Here is a 21,583-nt window from a genome sequence, read left to right as displayed (position 1 = left end):
GCTCCGCCTTCAAGGAGGCAGCATGAACACTTGGCAACGCCGTGCGCTGTTGGCCGCCGGTTTCTCCCTGACCGTCACCAGCGCTGCCTGGGCAGCGCTTTCGGATGTCGATCCGGGCCCTTACACCTTTGCAACTGGCGGCTATCCGATGTGGTACAAGGACGCCAACGATTTGTCCCTGGAGCTGTGCCAGTCACGGGCCACCAGCAGCCGGGCGCCCGGTGCGCCAGGGGCACCGGCCTACATGTGCACCTTGCTGCCCGAGCCGGGCGTCTACGACGATGCCTTGCCACTGGTGTTCCCCGACAACTGGCCCCCGGAGATGTTCTGGTTCCTCGCGGAAACTGAAATCCCGCAAGTAGGCAACAGCGGCTATGAGCTCGAAGTCTATGTCGCCGGCCTGGAAGCTGCGTTCGCCGCGGAAAACCCGGTCGACGGCGATCAGCAGAGCTTTGCCCGCATTCGTATCCGCGCCTCGGTACCCCGCACCGGCACCTATACCATTACCCACCCATACGGCGTGGAGACGGTCAATGTCACCACTGCCGGGCGTCGCGCGATCAACATCACCCGCGATATCGGCATCGGTGCACCGGGCAACTTCACCGGGGCCCTGAACGGCAACCTCGGCCCATGGTTGCGCGGGGTCGGCGGCCCCTATACCGAAGTGAATCCAGACACCAGCGCCACCGAGACCTTTGTCGGCGACCCGAATATCACCGAGGCCGTGACCGGTAGCCCGTTCAATACCAACTTCGTGCGCATCGACGGCCCGGCCGGTACCATCCAGACCAACGTCTTCACGGTGTCGGGCAAGGTCCTCGACCAGCGTGCGCAAACCCCGGTGACCCTGGAGCGCGCCACCTACTCGCGCAATGGCGCAGGCAGCCGCGTCGAAGTGTTCGCCAAGGCCCCCAATAATGCCAGCGTGTGCATGCGCAATGGCCTGGCACTGGTCGGCACACCGCCCTCGCCTTGCCAGTTCAGCCTGCTGCCGGACAACAACGGGCTGTTCTTCAGCCAGCAACTGAGCCAGGCGGCACCGCCAGCGGTGGTAGTGGTCACCGCCAGTACCACCACCGGTGGCACGCGCCCGACGGCACTGTCGAGCAAGCTCACCGACGTGGTGAAAATCAGCACCGCGCGCTACGACTGGGCCAACAAGCGCTTGGTGATCGAAGCCCGCTCCAGTGACGAAGTGGTCATTCCCGACATGCTGGCACAGGGTTATGGCCGGTTGTCCAAGTCGGGCACGTTGCAGACCCTCACCGTCAATGACCTCGCTCAACCGCCGGCCAGCGTCACGGTCAAATCTGCTCACGGCGGCAGTGACGTGGAACCGGTGGTGGTGGTCGGCAACGCCCCGGTCGAGGCCGACAACCAGGCACCGCTGGCCCAGGCCGACAGCGGCAGCACCAGTGTCGGCGTGCCGTTGACCCTGAACCTGCTGCAGAACGACAGCGACCCTGACGGCAACGTGCCGCTGACCATCAGCGACCTCACCCAACCCGGTACCGGCCTGGGCGGCGTGGTGCTCAACGGCACCACCTCGGTGACTTACACCCCACCTGCCGGCGCCACGCAACCACTGGTGGCCACCTTCAGCTACCGGGCGATGGATGCCAAGGGGCTCAAGTCGGTGCCGGCCACGGTCACCATCAACGTCGCACCGAACCAGCCGCCAACCGTCACCGCGCAAACCGTGGCAACCCTGGGCGTGCCCCTGACCATCAACGTGCTCGCAGGCGCCGCCGACCCTGAAGGCAACACGCCGCTGGTGGTCGCCAACGTGACGCAACCTGCTGCGGGCCGCGGCACGGTGAGTACCGATGGCAGCACGGTCACCTACACCCCGCCAGCCACGGTGACCACGGCGTTCAGCACCACCTTCACCTATCAGGTGCGGGACTCGCTGGGGGCGCTGTCCAACCCGGGCACGGTCACCGTCAACGTGTCGCCACGCCCTGCCGCCGAGACCTTCGCGGTCACCGCAGCCACCGTCCTGGCCCGCTCGAACAACCGGTACAACTGGGATGTCAGCGGCACCTCGTCAGTGACTACCGGCAACACCATCACCGTGCGGGTCACCACCACCACCGGCGTGCAGACCCTCGGCACCACCACGGTACCGGTGACCGGCCGCTGGCGCCTGACGGTGAGCAACAGCACCACGATCGTCCCGACGGCCGCACCGACCGCCACCGTGACGAGCAGCCAGGGCAGTACCCGTACCGTCAACGTAACCGTGCAGTAAGGCCGGGAGAACGCCATGAAGCGCCTGTATCCACTGCTGCTGAGCCTGGCCCTGTCGGGCCAGGCCGGGGCCGATGACCTGATGGACAACGCCGACCTGGCACCCGGCAGCGACCTCGGTGAACCGGTGATCATCCGCCTGCTGCCGGTCGGTGCCGGCCAGGCGGCGGTGATCGAGCAGCAAGGCAACGGCAACCGCGCCGCCCTCGACCAGAACGGCCAGGCCCTGCTGGGCCGCATCGTCCAGGCCGGGGGCGCGCAGGAGGCGTACATCCTGCAGGAAGGTAGTGACCTGATGGCCAGCATCAGCCAACAGGGATATGGCAACAGCGCTGCGATCCGTCAGAGCGGCACCAGCAACAGCGCCAGCATTGACCAGATCGGCAACAACAACAGCGCCAGTATCGAACAGGCCGGCTCAGGCCTGAGCAGTTCAGTGACCCAAGCCGGCAATGGCCAGCATGTTCAGATCACCCAATACCGATAGACCTGGAGGCTCCACCATGTTCAAGCTCGCCCCCCTAAGCGCCGCTATCGTCCTGGCCTTGGCCGGCCAGGTCATGGCTGACGACAGCACCTCGAACCAGTCGCAGACCGGTAACCAGAACATCGCCGAAGTGCAGCAGACGGTCGCGCCGTTCGCCTCGGCCACCCAGACGCAGACCGGCAAGGGCCACAACCACCTGGCAGTGCAGGAAAACAGCACGAGCAATATCGACCAGACCGCCAGTGGTTCGTACAACGCCGGCTACGGCGAGCAGCTGTTCGAAAATGGCAGCCAGATCACCCAGCAGGCCGCCGGTTCCTACAACGACGCCTTCGCCAGCCAGTCGGTGGGCGAGAACAACCAATCGCTGCAGAACCAGCAAGGCAGCGAAAACCGCTCGACCGTGTGGCAGGACACCCAGACCGGCAGCCAGGTCACCACCACCCAGAGCGGCCAGCGCAACGAAGCCTTCGTCGAGCAGCTGTTCGGCGGCAGTAACAATCGCGCCAACATCACCCAGGATGGCCAGGACAACTACGCGACCTCCGAGCACATCCTGCACAACGATGGCTATGTGCAGATCTACCAGCAAGGCAAGCAGAACTTCGCCTATGGCGACCAGCGCGACGGCAACGGCGGCACCATCAACATCGACCAGTACGGCACCGGCCACTCGGTGGAGGTCTGGCAGGACACCCAGACCGGCGCCAGCGCCACGGTCAACCAGACCGGCCAGACCAACGAAGGCTACATCGATCAGAGCTTCGGCAAGGACAACGTCGCCAACCTGTATCAACAAGGCCAGTCCAACGCCAGCTGGTCGGATCAGTTCGAGACCAACAACTCGAACACCACCGTCTCGCAAAGTGGCAAGACCAACAGCAGCTTCACCTACCAGACCGGTGACAACCAGAGCCTGACCGTCAACAGCAAGGGCACCGGCAACAAGGTCCTGGCGAGCAACTGGAAAGGCGACAAGATGGGTGGCCAGTTCGGCAAGAACCAGACGGCCAACATCAACCAGAACGGCACCAACAACAGCGCCAACCTGACCCAGAACGGCGAGTACCAACTGGCCACGCTGAGCCAGAAAGGCACCGGCAACACCATGGAGACCAAGCAGGCCGACAGCTACAACGAGCTGTACTTCGAGCAGAACGGGAGCGACAACAGCCTGATTGCCGACCAGCGCGGCACCGACAACTACGCCTTCGGCTCGTCCACCGGCAGTGGCAACAGCATCAACCTGGACCAGTCCGGCTACGCCAACCAGAGCTACACCAACCAGCTGTACGGCAGTGGCAACAGCGCAACGATCAAGCAGGCCGATACCGCCAACGTCGCCTACGTGACCCAGGGCGGCAACAACAACGCGGCCATCGTCAACCAGAGCGGCGCCAACCAGAGCGCCACCATCAACCAGATGGGCAACGGCAACACGGCCACCGCTACCCAACGCTGACGAGCTCCCCCCTTGAACCGCGGCGTCTCCTCTCCCTGGCGTCGCGGTTCCTTTTTTTGAGCGTTCGCCACGGCATTTTTAGCGTCGGTGAGATCGAGCGCCGCCCGCGCGGCGCATCGCGAGCTGCGCTCGCTCCTACGTTTGTTTCGGGCCAATTTTCCTGTGGAATTCGCACGCGAACGCTTTGGTGCATTGTTCGATATCGCGTCGTACCAACAAGGCGGTCGCGCGCGCCTGTCACAGGCATTACTGGCCAGAAACAAACGTAGGAGCGAGCGCAGCTCGCGATGCGCCGCGCGGGCGGCGCTCGATCTGCGCATCACCTCAGAACACGAGACAAGTACCTGGTAGCCCTCATCCAATCTCCCGGCAAGCGAATCGCAGCCACTTTCCCAATAGTGCGTGAAGAGCCAAAAAATGGTCATGAGGCACACGCGGGTTTAGAATGCACCCACACCCTTTGGGGCACCCCATGATCCAGTCCGACCTCGACCTGTTCGGCCCCCAGCCACAACGCCTGGCCAGCCACACCGTACTGTTGCCCGGCTTCGCCCTGGTCGTCATCGAGCAAGTGCTCGACGCCCTGCGCCCGGTGCTGCGCGCCGCGCCGTTCCGGCACATGCAGACACCGGGCGGCCTGAACATGGCCGTGGCGTTGACCAATTGCGGTTCGCTGGGTTGGGTCAGTGATGCCAAAGGCTACCGCTACAGCCCCACCGATCCGGTCAGCGGCCAACCCTGGCCCGCCCTGCCCCAGGTACTGCTTGAGCTGGCGGGTCGCGCAGCGGCGGCGGCCGGTTTCGAGGGTTTCGTGCCCGATGCCTGCCTGGTCAACCATTACCTGCCCGGCACCCGCCTGAGCCTGCACCAGGACCGCGACGAGCAGGACTTCGGCCAGCCGATCGTGTCGATCTCACTGGGGTTACCGGCGGTTTTTCTGTTTGGCGGGTTGCAGCGGTCGGACAGGACTCAGCGGATACCGTTGAGCCATGGTGATGTGCTGGTGTGGGGAGGTGAAGATCGGCTGCGCTTTCATGGGGTGTTGCCGATAAAGCCAGGTTTGCATCCCAGAATGGGCGAGCGGCGGATCAACCTGACCTTGCGCAAGGCAGGTTGACCCTGTACGCAGGGCCAGCCGTCAGATACCCGGCACCATCTTCCGCCCAGCCAACTGCTGCCTTTCCACCCCATCCAGCAACGCCTCCACCACCGCCTTGGCCGAATCCAGCCCGTGGTCATTGCTCAACAACAGATCACGACAGGTCCCCTTGGCCAGCTCCAGCGCCTTCAGATTGGTGGCAAACGCCCCTTTCAGCAGCGTGGACAGGTGCACCAGCGCATCTTCGTAATCCACCCCCGAGCGCACGGCAAACAACGGCGGATGGCTGCATTCACAGGTGGAGAAACTGGAGGCCGCCGTTGTGGCGCGCACGGGAGGATCAGGTAAGCCTTTTGTCATTGTGTCGCTCCTTGATTCACTGGAGCCGCCACAAATCGCTACCAAACGAAAGGGTGACGGCTGTACGCAGGTTGGTAGACCGGGAATCAAGGAAACCGGCGCGCACGGAGGCGCCCTACGCACAGCCGCCATAAAACGAAACAGCCGGGCACAAAAAAGCGCCAACTGTATCGCAGAGCGGGCGCTTGTGCGCCTTGATTGATCGCGGGCTACCAAACCCGACTGCTGGACTTACAGCAGCGGGCAAAGACTACCGGTGTCGGGGAAGCCTTTCAAGCGAAGGGCATGTGCAGTAACACTTCTCTCGCCGGCCTCCACGTCCTCACCTGCTGACGCGGTCGATGCTGGGGAAATGGCTGGGGGTGTATGGCTCTCAAGCTTGGGTGGGGCTGAGATCGAGCGCCGCCCGCGCGGCGCATCGCGAGCTCTGCTCGCTCCTACGTTTGTTTAGGGCCAATGATTTCTGTGGGATTCGCGCGCGTACGCTTTGGCGCATGACGCGATATCGCGCCGTACCAACAAGGCGGTCGCGCGCCCCCGTCACAGGCGTTATTGGCCCGAAACAAACGTAGGAGCGAGCAGAGCTCGCGATGCGCCGCGCGGGCGGCGCTCGATCTCACAGGCACTGAAAACCTCATGGCGAACCCTCTAGAACCCTTCACTGCTGCTGGTTCTGGCTAAGGAACTTGTCCACCTCTGCCTTGCCTTCCCCCGGATCCCCCGCCACCTGCCACAACCGCCGCTCGATCCCCTGGGCCAGCAGGTGCCCCACCGCCGCCTCGATCGCCGACAGCACGCACAGCTGCGCCGGTTCGTTGGTGGTGTAGCCCACTTCAGCCTCAAGCAGCTTCTTGAACTCGATGAACTTGAACACCCCGGCACTACGGCCTACCGAGTAGATGGTCTTGCTGGTCATCACATTGGCCAGCACCTGCCCGGTGCGCACGTCTACCGCGCGCAGGTTGACCGTGACCTGGTCGACCCGGTACTCGCGGGAGATGTCGATGCCCAGGTAACGGGCGCCCTCGCCGCCGCTGCGCACGTTGGTGTCGTAGGCGATGATGCCGCCTTCGAGCATCAGGTTGGCGGCCTGCAACGGTGGCAGCTCGCTCATGATGTTCTCGGGTACGTCGGGCTTCTTCTGCGAAGCACGGATGATCTTGCGTTCGGTCAGCAGGTTCTGCAGGCCCTCACGCTCCAGCACCACGAACCAGCCGCTGGCACTCAGGGCATCCATCAGCATGCTCGCCGCACCCTGGGTGACACTGGTGGAGAACGAGCTGGCCGGGGTCGGCTTGTACTGCCCGGTCTGGTCGCGGAAGCCATACACCACGGCCATCAACCGGCCTTTCGGGCGTGGCATGTTGATCAGGTCGTAATAGGTAGACGCGCGTGGCGTCAGGGTCGGGGTTTCCGAGTCCTGTTCGGCCGGCATCGGTTGGCGCAGGCCACAGCCTTCCAAGGTGGCGAGGATCAGCAAAGCGCTCAGCAGACGTTTCATGGTGTTCTCTCCCCAGCTAAACGGCCAGTCCCTCTCAGGGGTTCAGGCCACTGACCTCAATGATCGAAATTTCTCCCGTGGCGCGATCGGTGACCTTGATGCTCAGGGCACCCGAGTCATCGATGACATCGATCAGGAACGCGTCGGTGGCCATGCTCCCGGTCTGGCCATTGCTGATGTTGTCCAGCAACTGCGACAACATCCGCGACTCCAGCTGGTTGCTGAAGCGCTCCAGGGCCGAGGTGCCGCCGAAGGCGGATGCGCGGTCCTTGAGGTCGGGATCGTCGTGGTCGTTCTGCGCCTGGGCGTTGTTCAGCAGCCAGGTGCCGTTCAGCGGGTTGCCGCCGAACGCGGGGTTGACCGGGGTGTACACCAGCTCGGTGGCGTGGACGGCGCAGGCACTGAGCAGCAGGCCAGCCGCAAGGCAACGGGGTATGCAAGTGTTCATAGCTCATCCCTATCCAGATCAGTGGTGTCCTGCAGCAGACGTTGCAGCTTGCGCTGAATGACTTCCTGCTTGACCAGGTCGGCGGCCATCACGGCCTCTTCTTTTAATTGGGTGACGTTCGGCGGCAGAAAGCGCCGGTACAGCACGTCACGGTCGAACTCTACGGTCACCAGGCTGCCCCAGCGGGCATCCGGGCGCTCGCGCACCACCAGGTTGAAGTCCAGGCGGCTGGTGGCGCGCAGGCGGTCGGCGAAGTAGTAGTAAAAGTCGTGGCCGATGTGCGAGATGGTGTTGTCGACGATGAAACCCTTCATCTCATCCTCGGCGTCGGCCATGGCCGCGCCTGGCAACCCGGCTGCCAGCAGCAGGCACAGGCACAGGGCGTGCAGGCGCTTCATGGCGTGTCTCCCGGGCCGGCATGGGTGCGGGCGCCGCCGGCACTTTCGTTGAAGGCCTGCTCGGCGACGAACTGCCAGTCGCTGTAGTGCTCCAGGCCTTCGAAACCGGAAAACTGCGTTTCGAAGCCACTGCGCTTGAACGGGGTGGCATCGGAGCGGCTGTGCACGCCGGTAATACGGCCATCGATGGCGCGCAGCAGGCCCCAGTCATCGCTGTTGGTGATCGGGTCCGGGTACAACCGGCGGATATGCCGCTTGGCCTCCGGGAAACGGTTGTCCTCGAGCAGGTCGGCAAGCTCCTTGGGGTACTGGGCCAGGCCTGGTGACGCGCGATAGTAGCTGCGCAGGGCCTGGGCATACTGGCCTCCCACCCACAGCAGCTCGCGCTCGTGCTCACGCTGGGCGACGCTCGACCACACCGTGCCGGTGGCGGCCAGGGCCACGCTGCTGACCGCGATCAGCAGCAGCACGCCCAGGTAGGTGAAGCCGGCGCTGGCTTTACCACTCCGCGAAGAGGCTGCCATCACGCGCCCTCCCTGTGGCACCGCTCTTGATGTCCGCCACGCCGCCGGCCACACCTTCCGGCGGTGGTACCAGCTGCCAGGCGTCGCTGCGTTCGGTGATCGGGTCGACCGGGGTGTTGCGCAGGTAGCGCTGCTCGACCAATTGCTCCAGCGAGTCCGGGTAATGGCCGGTGTCGCCGTAGTAATGGTCCAGGGCTTCGCGCAGCACCGCCAGGCTCTGGCGCAAGGTGGCCTCGCGGGAGCTGTCCAGGCTGTTGAAGTAGCGCGGCATGGCGATGGTCATCAGGGTGGCGATGATCGCCATCACCACCAGCAGTTCGATCAGGGTGAAGCCTCGGCTGCGTTTCATGGCCGTCACCATTGCCCGTAGGGGATGTTGTTGAGGCCCTTGCCACGGGCCTTGGAATACACGTCGAAGACATCTTCGCCTTCGCGTGGGTTGTCTGGGCTGCTGGCGTATGCGCGCAAGCCCCAACCGCCTTCGTCCTGGTTCTTGGCCGCCACCAGCGGGTCGTGCGGGATGCGCCGCAGGAAGTAGAACTTGGCACCCTTGGCGCTGCGCACATCGCGCACGCCTTCGACCAGCACCTGCAGGTTTGGCGGGTAGCCGCTGGCATCCAGGCGCTTTTCGATGAACCCGGCGTCGAAGGCGCGCTTGTAGGCGTCGATGGCGTCGCGGATCTGGTACAGCGCCTCGCGCAGCTGCTGCTCCTTGCCACGGCGCACCACCGTTTCGGTCAGGGGTGCGGCCATGGTCGCGAGCATCCCGAGCAGGGCCAGGGTCAGCACCACTTCGATCAGGCTGAAACCCTGCTGGCGGCGTTTCATGGCCGTGGGCTCACGGTGACCGGAACAGTAGCCACCTGGCTTTGCACTACCGGGGCGCTGTCATGGCTATCGCCCGGCACGTCACGCGGTGGCAGCGGCATCGCCTGGCGCACCTGCATGCTCGACTCGGTGCCGGTGCCGAATTCCATGTCCGACGGGCTCTGGTACGGCAGGTTGCGCACGATGCGCGGGGTGATCGCCAGCACCAGCTCGGACTTGCTCATGTCGTCCTTGTTGCTGCCGAACAGCCGCCCCAGGCCAGGGATGTCGCCAAGGCCGGGGATCTTGTTACCGGCGGCGTTGTGGTCGTTGCGCACCAGGCCGGCCAGCACCTGGGTTTCGCCATCGTGCAGGCGCAGGCTGGTCTGCGCGTTGCGGGTATCGACCTGCACCGGGATGGTGCCCTGGCGGGTGGCTTCCAGTGGGGTGGCGTTACTGACTTCCAGCGCCACCTTGATCGCCACTTCGTTGTTCAGGTGCACGGTGGGCTGCACTTCGAGCTTCAGGCCGACGTCCAGGTAGGTGACGCTTTCGGTGATCACCGGGCCCTGGGTGGACGGCACCGAGGTGGCGCTGATGATCGGTACCCGTTGGCCGATGTGGATGCGCGCCTGCTCACGGTTGCTGACGCGGATCACCGGGCTGGCCAGGGTGTTGATGTCCTTGTCCTGGGCGTTGATCTTGGCCTGCGGCGCTGGCGCGATGCTGATGCGGCTGGAGTTGATGCCACGCAGCTGGTCGAGCACGCTGACCGGGTTGCCGTCGTTGTTGAGCACGCCGAAGGTGTTTGGCCATTGCAGGCCAAGGTCGAGGATGCGCGAAGTGGCCACTTCCATCACTTCCACTTCCAGCACCACTTCGGGGTTGGACTGGTCCTGCGACTGCAGCAGCTTCTCGGCCATGCGCACGGCGTCGGGGGTATCGCGCATGGTCAGGGTGTTGAGGCGTTCGTCGACGAACACATCACGGGTCTTGAGCATGGTCTTGACCATGTTCAGCGCGGTGTTGGCGTCGATGCTGGTCAGGTAGAAGGTGCGCATGACCAGTTCCTGGTAGTCCTTGGTCTTCTGCGGCGAATCGGGGTAGATCAGCAAGGTGTTGTCGTTGACGATCTTCTGGCGCAGCTGGTTCTGCTCCAGCAGCAGCGCCACGGCATCTTCGATGCGCACATCGCGCACGAAGATGGTGGCCTTCATGTCCGGGCGCAGGTCCTTGTCGAAGATGAAGTTGATACCGGCAACCTGCGACAGCACCTCGAAGATGGTCTTCAGGCCCGCATCGCGGAACTCCAGGGTCACCGGGCGCTCCAGCTTGCTGCGCAGCTGCGGGAACGGCTGCGCGGTGCGCGCCTGGACGTTCTCGATGTCGGTGCGCAGGGCGATGCCCTTCTGGTTCTGCGGGTCCAGGCGCAGCACTTCGCGCATGTAGCGCTCGGCGCCGAACAGGTCGCCCTGGCGCAACGCCGCCTGGCCCAGGGCCACACGTTCGTCGAGGGTGCGAATCAGCTCCAGTTGGCGGATGCCTTCCTGGGCGCGGCGATTGTTCGGCTCGATGGTCAGCACCCGGCCGTAGCCCATCCGCGCACTGGCGAAGTCATGGCGGATGCGGTCGGCATCGGCCTGGCTGATCAGCGCTTCCACCGCTGCCTGGCGGCCATGGGCCAGGGCGATGTTCAGCTCGGTGTCACGCGGGCTGTCGCGCAGGGCCTCTTCCAGGCGGGCGATACCGGCTTCGTACTGGCCTTCCTTCATCAGCTCGGCGCTGTCCTTGCGCACCCCGCTGGAGCCGCAGCCGGCGATGGCCACGCACAGCGCCAGGAGCATGAACGGAGCAGGCTTGCACAGTTTCGACGACTTCATGGTGCGCTCCCTACAGACAAGGTCTGTGACTGATGCAAAGGCAGATAAACCAGGTCCAGCTCGTTGGCCGAGACTCTGTCGAGGCGATAGGTGCTGTCGATCACGTCGCCCTTGCGCACGACGTACAGCTTTTCCCCGCTCTGCAGGAAGATCTGCAGGTCGTCGCGGTCGCCCATGCGGCCGACGAACTGGAACGGCAGCGCCGGGGCGGTGGGGGCTGCGGCTACCACGGGTGTGGCGGCTACGGGTTGTTCGGTGACGGTGGCCAGGGTTTGTGGCTTGGTCCATTGCTGGGCGGGGAACAGATCTTTGGAGGCCTGTTCCGGCCCTTTCGCGGGCAAGCCCGCTCCCACAGGGACGGCGTTACTCACAAGACCTGTGGGAGCGGGCTTGCCCGCGAAGGGGGCGACGCTGTCTTCCTGGCTGAACCAGTGCCCCGGCGCCCAGGCCAGCGCTGCCGACACCCCGAGGAACCCGACCCACATCACTGCGCGTTGTGTGTTCATCACGACCTCGACAGGTAGAGGGTCAGGCGCACCCGGCCGTTGAGTTCGGTGTCGCCGATGCTTTTGCGTTTGAGTTCGAGGTCTTCCAGCACCAGGGTCGGCAGCTGGCCGATCAGGCCGCGCAGGAAGCCGCGGATCTGCGGGTAGCTGCCGCGTACTGGAAGGATGATCTGGTAGCGCGACAGCTGGGTCTTCGGATCGACGCCCAGGGCGTACTCGCCACGCGCCAGGCTGATGTGCTCGGCACTAGCCAGGTGGTAGAGGCGCTCGATCAGCTCGCTCGCTTCAGGCTGCCCGGGCAGTTGCTGGCGCAGGGTGTCCAGCGCCTGCTGCTCGGGTTTGACGGCGATCTTCAGCTCGCCACGCTTGACCCGTTCGACCTGCACGCTGGCATCCGCTTCACTGGCACGCAGTTCGCGCACGGCCTGCCACTCGGGGACTACGCCAACCATGGCGACAGCGACGGCGAGCACGGCGACGGCGGCGGCGCCCAGGCCGACCGGGCCGATGCGGCGCAGTTGCTCCTGGAGAATGAGGCTATTCACAGCATCAGGGACGCGCATGGCCAATCTCCCAGGTGGCGGTAAGGTTGAAGCGCACCGGGTGCTCAGGCTGCCCGGCCACCACTTCGTGGTTGAGCAGCGAGACATCGCTGAGCTCGTCGCTTTGCTCCAGGCGCTGGTGGTACTGCAGCATCGCTTCCAGGTTGCGTGCCTCGGCGGTGATGCGCACCTGGCCCTTGCGCGCATCCGGGGTCAGGGTCAGCAGTGCCACGTCCTCTTGCGGCTGCGCTTCGAGCATGGCGAACAGCTGTTGCCAGGGCCGTTGCAGTTGCTGCGAGACACTGCGCATCTGGGCCAGGCGGTCGGCCTGTTCGCGGCTGGCGGCGCTGTTCTGCGGGGCGACCGGGGCCGGGCGGCGGCCGAGTTGCAGTTCCAGGCTGTGCAGGCGGGTTTCCAGGTCTGCCTGCTCGACCTGCAGCTGCTGTTGCAGCAGCACCAGCCCGGCGACGGCGACGGTGCCCAGGGCCAGCAGCGACCAGGCCAACGGGCCGCTGCGACGGGGCTGGAATTCCAGGTCGAGGCGGCGCATGTCAGGCCACCGCCCGCCACATGGCGCACAGCGGGTCGCTGTCGCCGGCGGGCTGGCACAGCTGCACTGCTGCCAGTTGCGGCACGTCGCCGCGCCCCGGGGCATGCAGGTAGACCCGCGGCAGCTGCTCGCCGTACAGCTCACAGGTACGTTCGATCAGCGCCTGCAGGGCCTGGTCGCTGTCGGCGCAGCCCTGGGCCAGCACCTGTTGCCAGGCACCGCCGGCGGCCAGCAGCAGCACGCTGCGGCGCGGTTCGGCGAGCACGAACAGGAAGTCGCCCTGCTCCAGTTGCGCCGAGCAGCGGTTGTAGGCGGCCATCAGGTAAGGCTGCACCGAACGCAGGTTCAGGCGGCTTTCCCGGCCGAGGCTCTGCAGGCCTTGCAACAGGGCTTCGGGCAGTGCGGTGGCGATGCGTGCGGCACCGGCTGGCTCGGGCGAGAGGACGATGCGCCAGTCGTCCAGCGATTGGCCGTAGAGGTTTTCGAAGCAGGCCCGGGCGTAGGCATCCAGCTCGCGTGGCTGGCCGATGGCATCGCTCCACGGCACCAGGCAGAAGCGGCTGTAGCGGGCCGACAGCAGCACGCGCAGCTGGGCGCCCTTGACGGCGTGTTCGGCGAGCAGGCCACTCAATGCTTGCAATGCAGCTTCCCAAGCCGGCTGCGCGGCATCGCAGGCGAATTCGCGGCTGCCCAACCACTGAGTTTGATTGGCGTGCCAGCGACCCAGGCCGACACCTTCAGCGCCGAGTACGGCACAGAAACGATCAGATGAATGTGACACGGTTGATCTCCTCGAGAGTGGTGCGGCCATCACGGACCAGGTCCAGGGCCGAGGCACGCAGCAGGCGCAGGCCGCGCTGGCAGGCCAGCTGCTTGATCTGCGAGAGGGGGCGGCGTTCGACGATCATCTGCCGCAGGTCATCGTCCAGGTGCAGCAGCTCGGCAATCGCGCTGCGCCCGCGATAGCCGCTGCCACGGCATTGGCCGCAGCCCTGGGCGCGGACGAACTTCCAACCGGCTACCGCTTCGCGGGTCAGGCCCGAGGCGGTCAGGGTTTCGTCGTCGGCCTCGCACGGCGTGCAGCAGTGCGGGCAGGCCAGGCGGATCAGGCGCTGGGCCAGCACAGCGTTGAGGGCCGAGACGAAGCTGTAGGGGTCGACCTGCATCTGGCTGAAGCGGCCGATCACATCGAATACGTTGTTGGCGTGGATGGTAGTGAACACCAGGTGACCGGTCAGCGCCGATTGCACGGCAATCTGTGCGGTGTCTGGGTCGCGGATCTCGCCGACCAGGATCTTGTCCGGGTCGTGGCGCAGGATCGAGCGCAGGCCGCGGGCGAAGGTCAGGCCCTTCTTCTCGTTGACCGGAATTTGCAACACGCCGGGCAGCTGGTATTCGACCGGGTCTTCGATGGTGATGATCTTGTCCACGCCATGGTTGATCTCGCTGATCATCGCGTACAGGGTGGTGGTCTTGCCGCTGCCGGTGGGGCCGGTGACCAGGATCATGCCGTAGGGCTCGGCAGCCAGCCGGCGCAGGGCGCGCAAGGTTTCGTCGGCAAACCCGAGGGCCTGCAGCTGCACGCCGCTGACGCGGTCGGACAGGTCCTGCTTGTCGAGCACCCGCAACACCGCGTCCTCGCCGAAGATGCTCGGCATGATCGACACCCGGAAGTCGATCTGCCGCTCGCCGATGGCGACCTTGAAGCGGCCATCCTGAGGCACGCGCTTTTCGCCGATGTCCAGCTCGGCCATGACCTTGATGCGCGAGATCACCTGATCGGCGAAGGCACTGCCGCTGGCCTTGCCGGCGCCATTGAGCACGCCGTCGATGCGGTACTTGATGACCAGACCTTGGCCGGTCATGCCCAGGTGGATATCGCTGGCGTGCTGCTTGAGGGCGTCGTAGAGGGTCGAGTTGACCAGCTTGACCACCTTGCTCTGGTCTTCGCTGATGCTGGTCAGCGACAGGCGTTGCAGCGGGTCGATCTCACCGCTGGCCTCGGCGTCATGGTCGAGGGCGTCGACGGCGTGGAAGCTTTCTTCGTGGCGGGCCAGGAACGTGGCCAGGTCGGCCGCGTGGGCCAGGTACAGCGGCGCGCCCGGCAGGTTGTCGTCGATCCAGGCCAGGCGAGCGTGGTCGAAGGGGTCGGCGAACACGCCGATCAGCTCGCCCTCCTGCTCGATCAGCACGAACTCGCGCTTCAGGCACTGGGCCAAGCTGACCTTGTCGAAGCGTGGGCTGCTGGCCAGCAGGGCCTGGGTTTCCAGCACCGGGTAATGCAGGGTCAGGCCAAGGCGGCAGATGAAGCGGTCAGGGGTTTCGTTGGCCAGCCGTTCCAGGCAGTTGAGCAGACGCTCGTCGCCCGCCTGCAGGCGGGCCTGGGCCAGGAGTTCGCGGGGGAAGGCGCTGTGCCTGGCAAGTGCTTCGAGTACGTCTGACATGGCCTGCGACTCCGCTCAGGGGCGCGTCGCAGGCTGGCTTGGCCAGGGCAGCGGGCGCCGCTATTCCCCGGTGAGCAGTTGTTCGTCGTCAGGGCCTGGGGGCTTGGCGCCATTACGGCGGCGATCGGCCAACACCCAGCTGCCATCGTACAACTGCAAGGGGAACGATTCGTTCCTGTTCTGGCGTCGTTCGACAAACCCCTCGGCTGGATTGTCAGTGGCCCTGCGCTGGCGCTCGATGCCCATCAGGTCGAAGATCGCGCGGGCCAGTTCCGCCAATGGGAACGGCTTGAACAGGACATGACTCACACCAAGTTCGGCGGCACGCTCACGGACTTCGACAGTCGGGTGGGCGGTGATCAGCACGAAATGGCACTGCCTGTTCTTGCGCACGGTCTCCAGGACCTGAAACCCCTCCATGTCGGGCAAGCGGTAATCCAGCACAATCACTTCCGGTGCCAGGCCTTGAGCCTGCTCGATACCACTGGCACCGTCGTGGGCGACGTGAACTTCCAGGCCTTGTGCCTGCAGGTACGCTTGCAGGTTCTGCGCAAGGGTCTGTTCGTCATCGACTACCAATACTCTGTTCACCAAGGTCGACTCCCAAATACTGCCCGGTTACCCGGTTTGCGAAGTGCGGCCTCGACAAGGCTTGAGCAGGCTTCGTGCCAGGCGTGAATAGTCATTTCGCACCACTGTAAGTCATTGATCCTGCAAGGCTGTGCCAAACCCTGCAACACAGGCGTAGGCCCGGTTCCCCACATCCGGGGGAAGTGATGGCACTTTGCCAAACCGCTATTCCCCAGCATTGGGGAAATCCATTCGAGGGCCTCAGTGAGCGATCTCCACTGTAGCGGACTGGCGCAAACGTTGGCGCACGGAATCGCGCGCCTGCGCCTGCAACTGGCCGATGAGCGAGGCCCTGGCCAACTGCAGGCCCTGTTCGGATATGACCGAGGAGTTATCACTTTGGTTCTGCGCTCCTTGCAGGATTTGCCGGTTGGCCTGGTAGAACGCCTCGACGTCGGCCTGGCTGGGCTCGTCTACCGCGCTGAGCTGGGCGTACACCTGTTGCGCGGCCAGTTCATGGCGCGTGTAATCAGCGTACTCTGCCCGATCGAAACCTGCATCTGCCAGGCGCCTTTCGAACAGTGCCGGGCTGCCGAAGGTGGCTTCGACTTCGCCAACTTGCGCTGATACCTGTTCATCACTGATGTGAATCCCAGATCGTTGAGCCTCCTGCCAGAGCAGCTCCTTGTCGATCAGTTCGTCCAGGGCCTGGTCGCGCAGGCGCTTGTACAGCGTCGGGTTGCGGATGCTGGTCAGTGCCCTGCCCTGGGCTTGCAGGTACTCGGTGAAATAACGCTCCAGGCGCATCACATCAATCGTCACGCCGTTGACCCGCGCAGCGGGCACGTCGGCCCAGCTCGCCTTGGCGATCACCAGCAACAGGCACAGCAACAGGATCCGCATGGCACCTCCACTCAAGGGCTGTCCGGCAGCGGCCGGTACGGGGCAACGGCGGTAAAGCGCGGCCCGGGCAGCGCCACCGCGACCACATGGGCACCGGCCATGCCCTGGCGCCTGCCGGGGCCGAAGCCCAGCGCCGGGGTCAGGCCGGTGTCGACATCGTGCAGGCCCTCCAGGGCAGCCACCAGTTGTTCGCGGCTGGCATCGCGGCCAATCTGCTTCAAGGCTTCGGACAACAACTTCAGGGCACACAAGGTGTTGACCTGCAGCGACGCCTGGCGTGGGTCGAGGCCTTGGCGTTGTTGCAGCCCGGCCAGGCTCGCCATGCCCTGCTCGCTCCAGTCATCCGGCACGAACGGATAGGCCAGGAACAGCCGTTGCGACCACTGCGCTGGCAAGCCGGCCACGGCTGCCGCCACCTGGCTGGAGGCAGCGAACAGGTAAGGCTCACGGCCTTCGGCCTGCAGCGCCTGGGCCAGCGCGGCAAAGGCCTGGGCGCGGCCGACGAAGACGATACCCGGCCCTTCCACGGCCTGGCCGTCAAAAGCCTGGATCGCTGGCGGTGCCCAGCCTTGCTGGCGCAGACGTTCGCGCACCTGTTCGGCCAAAGCCGCCTGCTCGTTGCCGGCGTACACCACGCGCAAGCCATCGGGCGCCAGGCCCAGGCTGCTCCTGGCGTGTTCGGCCAGGCTCAGCAATTGGCTGGCAATACCCGGCATGGGGTCGAAAATCTGTGAACTGCCACCGCTGCGTGGCGTGTTGCCGATCAACGGCACACCCCGTTGTTCGAGCAGTGCCGGCAGTTGCTGATCGAGCAGGGGCGCCAGCGGCGCGATCAGGGTGAAGACCTGCTGCTGGTCGAGCAAGCGTTGCAAGGCGAGTTCGGCACTGACCTGGTCGGTACCGGTATCGGCCACCACCAGTTCCAGGCGCCGCCCATGAATGCCGCCCTGCTGGTTGATCTGCGCCACACCGTCCTCCAGTACGGCACGCACGACATGCCCGGCATCTGCCAACGGGCCATTGGCGGGCAGCAAGGTGCCCAGGCGCAGTACGCCTTCTTCCACGCCGGGGTCGCGTTCCTCGCTGAGGCGCTTGAGATAAGCCGTGAGGTTGCGCTGGTCAGCCAGGGTCAGTTCGAAGCGCGGCATGGCGGGGTCCAGCCGCTGACCCGCCGGATCGACGCCGTGCTGGATCGCGCGGGCCAGTGTGCCGTCGTTGTAGGGCGGGTAGCTGCGAGCGTTGCTTTGCCGCTCACCCTGCCCCAGTGCCAGGCGCTGCCAGTCGAGGCTGGGTGGGCGCACCCCGCCTTCGGCGCGCCCGCGCCCGTCTGTGCCATGACAGCTGGCGCAGGGCAGCACGCTGGCGGGGACGCTGATGTCGCTGGCGCCGACCCGGGCCATCAGCTGTGCGTCGCTGCTCGATACCCCTTGCCGATAGAGGCGCTTGCCGGCCTGTTCATTCGGGGTAAGGTCGAGCGCCAGCGCCTGGCCACAGAGGGCCAGGCTCATCAGCACTGCCCAGGGCTTCATGGCTCAACGCCCGGCCAGCGGTTGGGCCAGCAGCTGCATGCGCTGGGCGATGGCCGCGGGCGGTGCATCCGGGCGGATCTTGCTCCAGCGCTTGCCGGCCACGTCGCCGGCGATCAGCTGGGTCGAGTGCTGCTCGGGGCTGGGCAGGAACTGGCCAATGCGCCCCAGCACCAGGTCGACATCGGCCTTGTCGCCGGTGAGGAACAGCCAGTTGGCGCTGTCCACGCCTTGCTTTTCGGCAAAGGCCTTGAGCGCTGCCGGGGTGTCGTTGAGCGGGTCGCTGCTGATCGAAACGAAGGTCACCTGGCTGGCCAGCTCCGGCCCCATGGCATCGCGCACGTCACGCAGCTTGCGCGTAATCAGCGGGCAGGCGTCGGTGCAGTGGGTGAAGATCACGTTGAGCATCACCACCTTGTCCTTGAGCACATCGCTGTAGAAGCGCAGTTCGCGGCCGTTCTGGTCCTTGAGCACGGTGTCGGTGAACCAGGTCTGCGCATCGCGGGTACCGCCGCCGCTGGCCATGGTCGGCGGTGCCGGTTGCGGGCTGGGGCCCTCGGGGGCATGGCCCTCGTGGGCGAACGCGACCGAGCTGAGGATCCACAGCACGGCCACCAGGGCTAGCCAGTCGGTGCTACGCATGGTGGTGTAGCGGGCTGCGCTGCTCATGGCTGCACCTCACTGTGTTCGGCGATGGCGGTGCTCTTGGCGTGCACGCGACGGGCACTCAGGCGGTTGATTTCCTCGACCAGCACGGCCGGGTCGGTAAAGCCGTAGAAGCGGGTCCAGTGGCCAGTACGGCCGTCACCCACCAGGATCAGCGGCGGATGCTGGCTGAGGTCGGCACTGAAGCTGCCGAGGCCCTTGAGGGTTTCAGTGATCGCGTACTGCGAGCCGGTCAGCCAGCTCCAGCCCGGGCCGTGCTGGAAGGCCTTGGCGTAGTTCTGCAGGCGCCTGGCGTCGTCACGCTGCGGGTCGACACTGATCGATACCAGCTGGACCTCCTCGCCGACACGCCCGCCCAGCTGTTGCTGGACCTTGCCCATGATCGACGACACCACCGGGCACACCGTGGTACAGCTGGTGTAGATGAAGCCCATGACCACCAGGTGCTCGCCTACAAGGTCCTTTTCCAGGCGGACCGGCATGCCGTTCTGGTTGAGCAGCGAGACATCGGCAAAGCGCACGCTGGCCTTCTCCTGGTGCGCCGCTGGCGGCTGCCCGGCGTGGCCGTCGTGGTCATGGCCGGCATGGGCCAGGGCCAGGTTGCTGGCCAATGCCAGGCTCAGGGCAAGCAGCTGGAAAGAATGCTTGGCGTTCATCGCACATTCCTCACTTCGGTCTGGGAAGCAGTAGCCGCAGCGGCGGGCAGCACGCGCAGGCTGGTGTAGTTTTCTTCGGCGAACTTGCGCCCGAGCGATGGCGACTGCACATGCAGGTACCAGGCTCCGGCTTCAGGCAAGGTCAGCGCCGCCTGGTACACGCCCTCGCCCACCTCGACCAGCGGCAGGTTGCGCGGCAGCGACGAGGGCGCCAGGAAGTAGCGCAGGGTCAGGTCGTCCAGGCCTGCCCGTGGCCGACCGTCGTCGCCGACGATGCGCACCTTGGCGGTGAACGCCGTCTGCTGCGGCATGGGCTGGTCGAGGCCAATGAACTCGGCATGCGCCCCCCGGCGCTTGCTCGCCTCCGGCGCGGCGGCCACTTCGGTGCTGAAGCAGTGGATGATCTGCGGCTGGTTGAGCAGAAAGGCCACATCGAAGGTGCCTGCCGCCGGCATTTTCACCGTCGAGCCATACACCCCGGGGGCCAGTTCGCGCAGGCTGCGGTCGATGACCAGGGTCGCGCGGGCCTGGTGGCCACGGTTGTTGTAGCCGGACATCGGGGCGTTCATGCCCTCGGCGTAGAAGTAGGTGGTGTTGTCCACCGGGTTGACCACGAACACCGAATTGTCGTCCCGCGACACCGACAACCCTTGGGCCAGTGGCAGGTCACCGGCCTTGCGCGGCGCCGCCGGGCCGGCTTCGAAACCCTGGACGATCGGCTGGCGCCCTTCGCCCAGGCTGCTCAGGTTGATCATGCTGACCTTGGGCGAGGCCAGGCCGCGGATGTAGGCATAGCCTTTGGTGAAGGTCAGCTGGTAAGGCTCGGCCGCCACCGGGATGCGGTGGATCAACTGGTCGGTACTGGCGTCGATCACCAGGGCCTGGTTGTCCACGGTGTTGAGGACGATGCCCCAGCGGCCATCGCTGCTGAAGCGCATCGGCCCGAGGCCCTGCTCGGCCTTGACGATGTGGCGCAGCTGATGGCTGCGGGCATCGATCACCCGCACCGTGCCTTCTTCACCATCGGCCACGTAGACCGCCTGGGACAGCGCCGAGTAGGCCACCGACAGCGGGTGCGGGCCGACCTCCACGGTTTTTACCAGGCGCATCTCAGGGATGTCGATGATGCTCAGCGTGCCGCCGTCGCGGTTGCTGACAAAGGCGTAACGCGAGTCGGCGCTGAAGGCGATTTCGTGGTGCCCGGAGCCGGTGGCGAACGACTTCAGGGTACTGCGCGACGGGACGTCGATCACTGTCACCCCGCCTTTGGCCGGGTCGCGGCTGTTGTTGCCGACCCACAGCCGGTGCTGGTCCGGCTGCAAGGCCACGCGCACCGGTGATTCGCCGGCATCCAGGGTCGCCACACGGGTGAAGGTCTCGGTATCGATGACTGCCACCTGGCCACGCTCGGGGATCGACACGAATACCTGCTTGTCATCGCCGGTGGCCGTCCAGTCCATGGGCCGACCCGGCAGTTCGATACGCGCCAGAGTACTGGTGACGCCGCCCACCGAAACCGTCGGGTCGATCACGGTCAGGCTGGCGTCCTTGTTCAGCACCAGCAGGAAGTAGCTGTTCAGGTCCAGCAGCGGGCGGGCGCCGATGCTGCTCTTGAGAAACAGCGCAACACGGGCCTTGCAGCTCTGGTCGCGGTTGCCGCCTTCAAGCGGTGCCGACTGCGCCGGGTCGATCCAGGCACCCGGCGCCATGCCCGACAGCGGCTGGCCGCTGGCCTGGTCGGTGACCTTGAAACGGATGTTGGCGAAAGCCCCTTCACGCACATCGCCGCCGGCCAAAGGGCGCGCCTCGAACTCCACCGTCACACCGTCGCGGCTGAGCCGGTGCAGGGCCTGCGGGTCGGCAGGCTCCTGCAGCAGCTCGCGCGGGTCGCACCAGAGTTTCTCATACGCCACGCCCAGGCCGATCAGCGCCGCACCCAGCATCACCCCCAGTACCGCGGGCCGAGTATTCTTGTTCTTGTACATGCTCGCGCTCCCCTAC

The 21,583-nt window shown here is 65.4% G+C and carries 23 protein-coding genes; 4 read left to right on the top strand and 19 right to left on the bottom strand.

The features are described 5' to 3' along the window. Positions 1-22: 22 nt before the first annotated feature. The 4 genes from C2H86_RS24135 to alkB all read left to right on the top strand — a co-directional run bounded on the left by C2H86_RS24135 (position 23) and on the right by alkB (position 5,319). Positions 23-2,254 carry an Ig-like domain-containing protein gene (locus C2H86_RS24135; RefSeq protein WP_159410178.1) on the top strand — a complete coding sequence of 744 codons (2,232 nt, stop codon included), beginning with the start codon at positions 23-25 and terminating at the stop codon, positions 2,252-2,254. 15 nt (positions 2,255-2,269) lie between these two features. Further along, positions 2,270-2,740, top strand: coding sequence for a curlin (locus C2H86_RS24130; RefSeq protein ID WP_159410177.1), 471 nt, complete (start codon positions 2,270-2,272; stop codon positions 2,738-2,740). Positions 2,741-2,756: 16 nt separating this feature from the next. Next, complete coding sequence (locus C2H86_RS24125; protein ID WP_159410176.1) at positions 2,757-4,202, top strand: curlin; 1,446 nt, start codon at positions 2,757-2,759, stop codon at positions 4,200-4,202. Between the two features lie 472 nt (positions 4,203-4,674). Then, on the top strand, positions 4,675-5,319 hold the full coding sequence (gene alkB, locus C2H86_RS24120; protein ID WP_159410175.1) for a DNA oxidative demethylase AlkB: 645 nt from the start codon (positions 4,675-4,677) through the stop codon (positions 5,317-5,319). Positions 5,320-5,340: 21 nt separating this feature from the next. On the opposite strand, the gene C2H86_RS24115 is transcribed toward alkB, so the two are convergent. The 19 genes from C2H86_RS24115 to C2H86_RS24025 all read right to left on the bottom strand — a co-directional run bounded on the left by C2H86_RS24115 (position 5,341) and on the right by C2H86_RS24025 (position 21,567). Next, positions 5,341-5,577, bottom strand: a complete 237-nt coding sequence (locus C2H86_RS24115) for a hypothetical protein (RefSeq protein ID WP_054885269.1) — start codon at positions 5,575-5,577, stop codon at positions 5,341-5,343. A 742-nt stretch (positions 5,578-6,319) separates the two neighbouring features. Next, the gene (locus C2H86_RS24110; protein ID WP_159410174.1) at positions 6,320-7,162 is read right to left on the bottom strand and encodes a CsgG/HfaB family protein; all 843 of its coding nucleotides are present in this window, start codon (positions 7,160-7,162) and stop codon (positions 6,320-6,322) included. 34 nt (positions 7,163-7,196) lie between these two features. Beyond that, positions 7,197-7,610: a curli assembly protein CsgF gene (locus tag C2H86_RS24105; protein WP_159410173.1), complete on the bottom strand. Its 414-nt coding sequence runs from the start codon at positions 7,608-7,610 to the stop codon at positions 7,197-7,199. Then, a complete protein-coding gene (csgE, locus tag C2H86_RS24100; RefSeq protein ID WP_159410172.1) occupies positions 7,607-8,008 on the bottom strand; it encodes a curli production assembly/transport protein CsgE in 402 nt (133 codons plus the stop codon). Before csgE ends, C2H86_RS24105 begins: the two co-directional genes overlap by 4 nt. Beyond that, the gene (locus C2H86_RS24095; protein WP_159410171.1) at positions 8,005-8,532 is read right to left on the bottom strand and encodes a type II secretion system protein; all 528 of its coding nucleotides are present in this window, start codon (positions 8,530-8,532) and stop codon (positions 8,005-8,007) included. Before C2H86_RS24095 ends, csgE begins: the two co-directional genes overlap by 4 nt. Next, positions 8,507-8,881: a type II secretion system protein gene (locus C2H86_RS24090; protein WP_085676884.1), complete on the bottom strand. Its 375-nt coding sequence runs from the start codon at positions 8,879-8,881 to the stop codon at positions 8,507-8,509. The genes C2H86_RS24095 and C2H86_RS24090 overlap by 26 nt, the downstream gene beginning before the upstream one ends. A 5-nt stretch (positions 8,882-8,886) precedes the next feature. After that, a complete protein-coding gene (locus tag C2H86_RS24085; protein WP_159410170.1) occupies positions 8,887-9,360 on the bottom strand; it encodes a type II secretion system protein in 474 nt (157 codons plus the stop codon). Further along, a complete protein-coding gene (locus C2H86_RS24080) occupies positions 9,357-11,219 on the bottom strand; it encodes a secretin N-terminal domain-containing protein (protein ID WP_159410169.1) in 1,863 nt (620 codons plus the stop codon). Before C2H86_RS24080 ends, C2H86_RS24085 begins: the two co-directional genes overlap by 4 nt. Beyond that, positions 11,216-11,725 carry a hypothetical protein gene (locus tag C2H86_RS24075; RefSeq protein ID WP_159410168.1) on the bottom strand — a complete coding sequence of 170 codons (510 nt, stop codon included), beginning with the start codon at positions 11,723-11,725 and terminating at the stop codon, positions 11,216-11,218. Before C2H86_RS24075 ends, C2H86_RS24080 begins: the two co-directional genes overlap by 4 nt. Next, positions 11,725-12,288, bottom strand: coding sequence for a type 4a pilus biogenesis protein PilO (gene pilO / locus C2H86_RS24070; protein ID WP_159410167.1), 564 nt, complete (start codon positions 12,286-12,288; stop codon positions 11,725-11,727). The genes C2H86_RS24075 and pilO overlap by 1 nt, the downstream gene beginning before the upstream one ends. After that, positions 12,275-12,817 (bottom strand): PilN domain-containing protein, encoded by a 543-nt coding sequence (locus tag C2H86_RS24065; RefSeq protein WP_159410166.1) that lies wholly within the window; start codon positions 12,815-12,817, stop codon positions 12,275-12,277. The genes pilO and C2H86_RS24065 overlap by 14 nt, the downstream gene beginning before the upstream one ends. A 1-nt stretch (position 12,818) precedes the next feature. Further along, positions 12,819-13,598 (bottom strand): hypothetical protein, encoded by a 780-nt coding sequence (locus C2H86_RS24060; RefSeq protein WP_159410165.1) that lies wholly within the window; start codon positions 13,596-13,598, stop codon positions 12,819-12,821. Then, complete coding sequence (locus C2H86_RS24055) at positions 13,582-15,261, bottom strand: GspE/PulE family protein (protein WP_159410164.1); 1,680 nt, start codon at positions 15,259-15,261, stop codon at positions 13,582-13,584. Before C2H86_RS24055 ends, C2H86_RS24060 begins: the two co-directional genes overlap by 17 nt. A 60-nt stretch (positions 15,262-15,321) precedes the next feature. Beyond that, positions 15,322-15,855 carry a response regulator gene (locus C2H86_RS24050; RefSeq protein ID WP_205524565.1) on the bottom strand — a complete coding sequence of 178 codons (534 nt, stop codon included), beginning with the start codon at positions 15,853-15,855 and terminating at the stop codon, positions 15,322-15,324. Between the two features lie 237 nt (positions 15,856-16,092). Beyond that, positions 16,093-16,734 (bottom strand): SurA N-terminal domain-containing protein, encoded by a 642-nt coding sequence (locus C2H86_RS24045; RefSeq protein WP_159410162.1) that lies wholly within the window; start codon positions 16,732-16,734, stop codon positions 16,093-16,095. Positions 16,735-16,745: 11 nt separating this feature from the next. After that, entirely contained in the window at positions 16,746-18,263 is a 1,518-nt protein-coding gene (locus C2H86_RS24040) for a cytochrome c/ABC transporter substrate-binding protein (protein WP_159410161.1), read from the bottom strand. A 3-nt stretch (positions 18,264-18,266) separates the two neighbouring features. Then, a complete protein-coding gene (locus tag C2H86_RS24035) occupies positions 18,267-18,902 on the bottom strand; it encodes an SCO family protein (RefSeq protein ID WP_430738604.1) in 636 nt (211 codons plus the stop codon). A 23-nt stretch (positions 18,903-18,925) separates the two neighbouring features. Next, positions 18,926-19,582: an SCO family protein gene (locus tag C2H86_RS24030; RefSeq protein WP_159410159.1), complete on the bottom strand. Its 657-nt coding sequence runs from the start codon at positions 19,580-19,582 to the stop codon at positions 18,926-18,928. Further along, a complete protein-coding gene (locus C2H86_RS24025; RefSeq protein WP_159410158.1) occupies positions 19,579-21,567 on the bottom strand; it encodes a cytochrome D1 domain-containing protein in 1,989 nt (662 codons plus the stop codon). Before C2H86_RS24025 ends, C2H86_RS24030 begins: the two co-directional genes overlap by 4 nt. Between the last annotated feature and the right edge of the window lie 16 nt (positions 21,568-21,583).

Origin of the sequence: Pseudomonas putida, assembly GCF_009883635.2 — a bacterium.
Taxonomy (GTDB): domain Bacteria; phylum Pseudomonadota; class Gammaproteobacteria; order Pseudomonadales; family Pseudomonadaceae; genus Aquipseudomonas; species Aquipseudomonas putida_W.
This window is presented reverse-complemented; position numbering and strand designations above follow the sequence as displayed.

Bases quoted from the DNA above. Each gene is read 5' to 3' on its own strand.
- C2H86_RS24090 (WP_085676884.1), bottom strand. From the start codon at position 8,881: ATGAAACGCAGCCGAGGCTTCACCCTGATCGAACTGCTGGTGGTGATG.
- C2H86_RS24125 (WP_159410176.1), top strand. From the start codon at position 2,757: ATGTTCAAGCTCGCCCCCCTAAGCGCCGCTATCGTCCTGGCCTTGGCC.
- C2H86_RS24035 (WP_430738604.1), bottom strand. From the start codon at position 18,902: ATGCGTAGCACCGACTGGCTAGCCCTGGTGGCCGTGCTGTGGATCCTC.
- C2H86_RS24130 (WP_159410177.1), top strand. From the start codon at position 2,270: ATGAAGCGCCTGTATCCACTGCTGCTGAGCCTGGCCCTGTCGGGCCAG.
- C2H86_RS24045 (WP_159410162.1), bottom strand. From the start codon at position 16,734: ATGCGGATCCTGTTGCTGTGCCTGTTGCTGGTGATCGCCAAGGCGAGC.
- C2H86_RS24080 (WP_159410169.1), bottom strand. From the start codon at position 11,219: ATGAAGTCGTCGAAACTGTGCAAGCCTGCTCCGTTCATGCTCCTGGCG.
- C2H86_RS24135 (WP_159410178.1), top strand. From the start codon at position 23: ATGAACACTTGGCAACGCCGTGCGCTGTTGGCCGCCGGTTTCTCCCTG.
- C2H86_RS24065 (WP_159410166.1), bottom strand. From the start codon at position 12,817: ATGCGCCGCCTCGACCTGGAATTCCAGCCCCGTCGCAGCGGCCCGTTG.
- C2H86_RS24085 (WP_159410170.1), bottom strand. From the start codon at position 9,360: ATGAAACGCCGCCAGCAGGGTTTCAGCCTGATCGAAGTGGTGCTGACC.
- pilO (WP_159410167.1), bottom strand. From the start codon at position 12,288: ATGCGCGTCCCTGATGCTGTGAATAGCCTCATTCTCCAGGAGCAACTG.
- C2H86_RS24075 (WP_159410168.1), bottom strand. From the start codon at position 11,725: ATGAACACACAACGCGCAGTGATGTGGGTCGGGTTCCTCGGGGTGTCG.
- C2H86_RS24040 (WP_159410161.1), bottom strand. From the start codon at position 18,263: ATGAAGCCCTGGGCAGTGCTGATGAGCCTGGCCCTCTGTGGCCAGGCG.
- C2H86_RS24095 (WP_159410171.1), bottom strand. From the start codon at position 8,532: ATGGCAGCCTCTTCGCGGAGTGGTAAAGCCAGCGCCGGCTTCACCTAC.
- C2H86_RS24105 (WP_159410173.1), bottom strand. From the start codon at position 7,610: ATGAACACTTGCATACCCCGTTGCCTTGCGGCTGGCCTGCTGCTCAGT.
- alkB (WP_159410175.1), top strand. From the start codon at position 4,675: ATGATCCAGTCCGACCTCGACCTGTTCGGCCCCCAGCCACAACGCCTG.
- C2H86_RS24055 (WP_159410164.1), bottom strand. From the start codon at position 15,261: ATGTCAGACGTACTCGAAGCACTTGCCAGGCACAGCGCCTTCCCCCGC.
- C2H86_RS24025 (WP_159410158.1), bottom strand. From the start codon at position 21,567: ATGTACAAGAACAAGAATACTCGGCCCGCGGTACTGGGGGTGATGCTG.
- csgE (WP_159410172.1), bottom strand. From the start codon at position 8,008: ATGAAGCGCCTGCACGCCCTGTGCCTGTGCCTGCTGCTGGCAGCCGGG.
- C2H86_RS24030 (WP_159410159.1), bottom strand. From the start codon at position 19,582: ATGAACGCCAAGCATTCTTTCCAGCTGCTTGCCCTGAGCCTGGCATTG.
- C2H86_RS24110 (WP_159410174.1), bottom strand. From the start codon at position 7,162: ATGAAACGTCTGCTGAGCGCTTTGCTGATCCTCGCCACCTTGGAAGGC.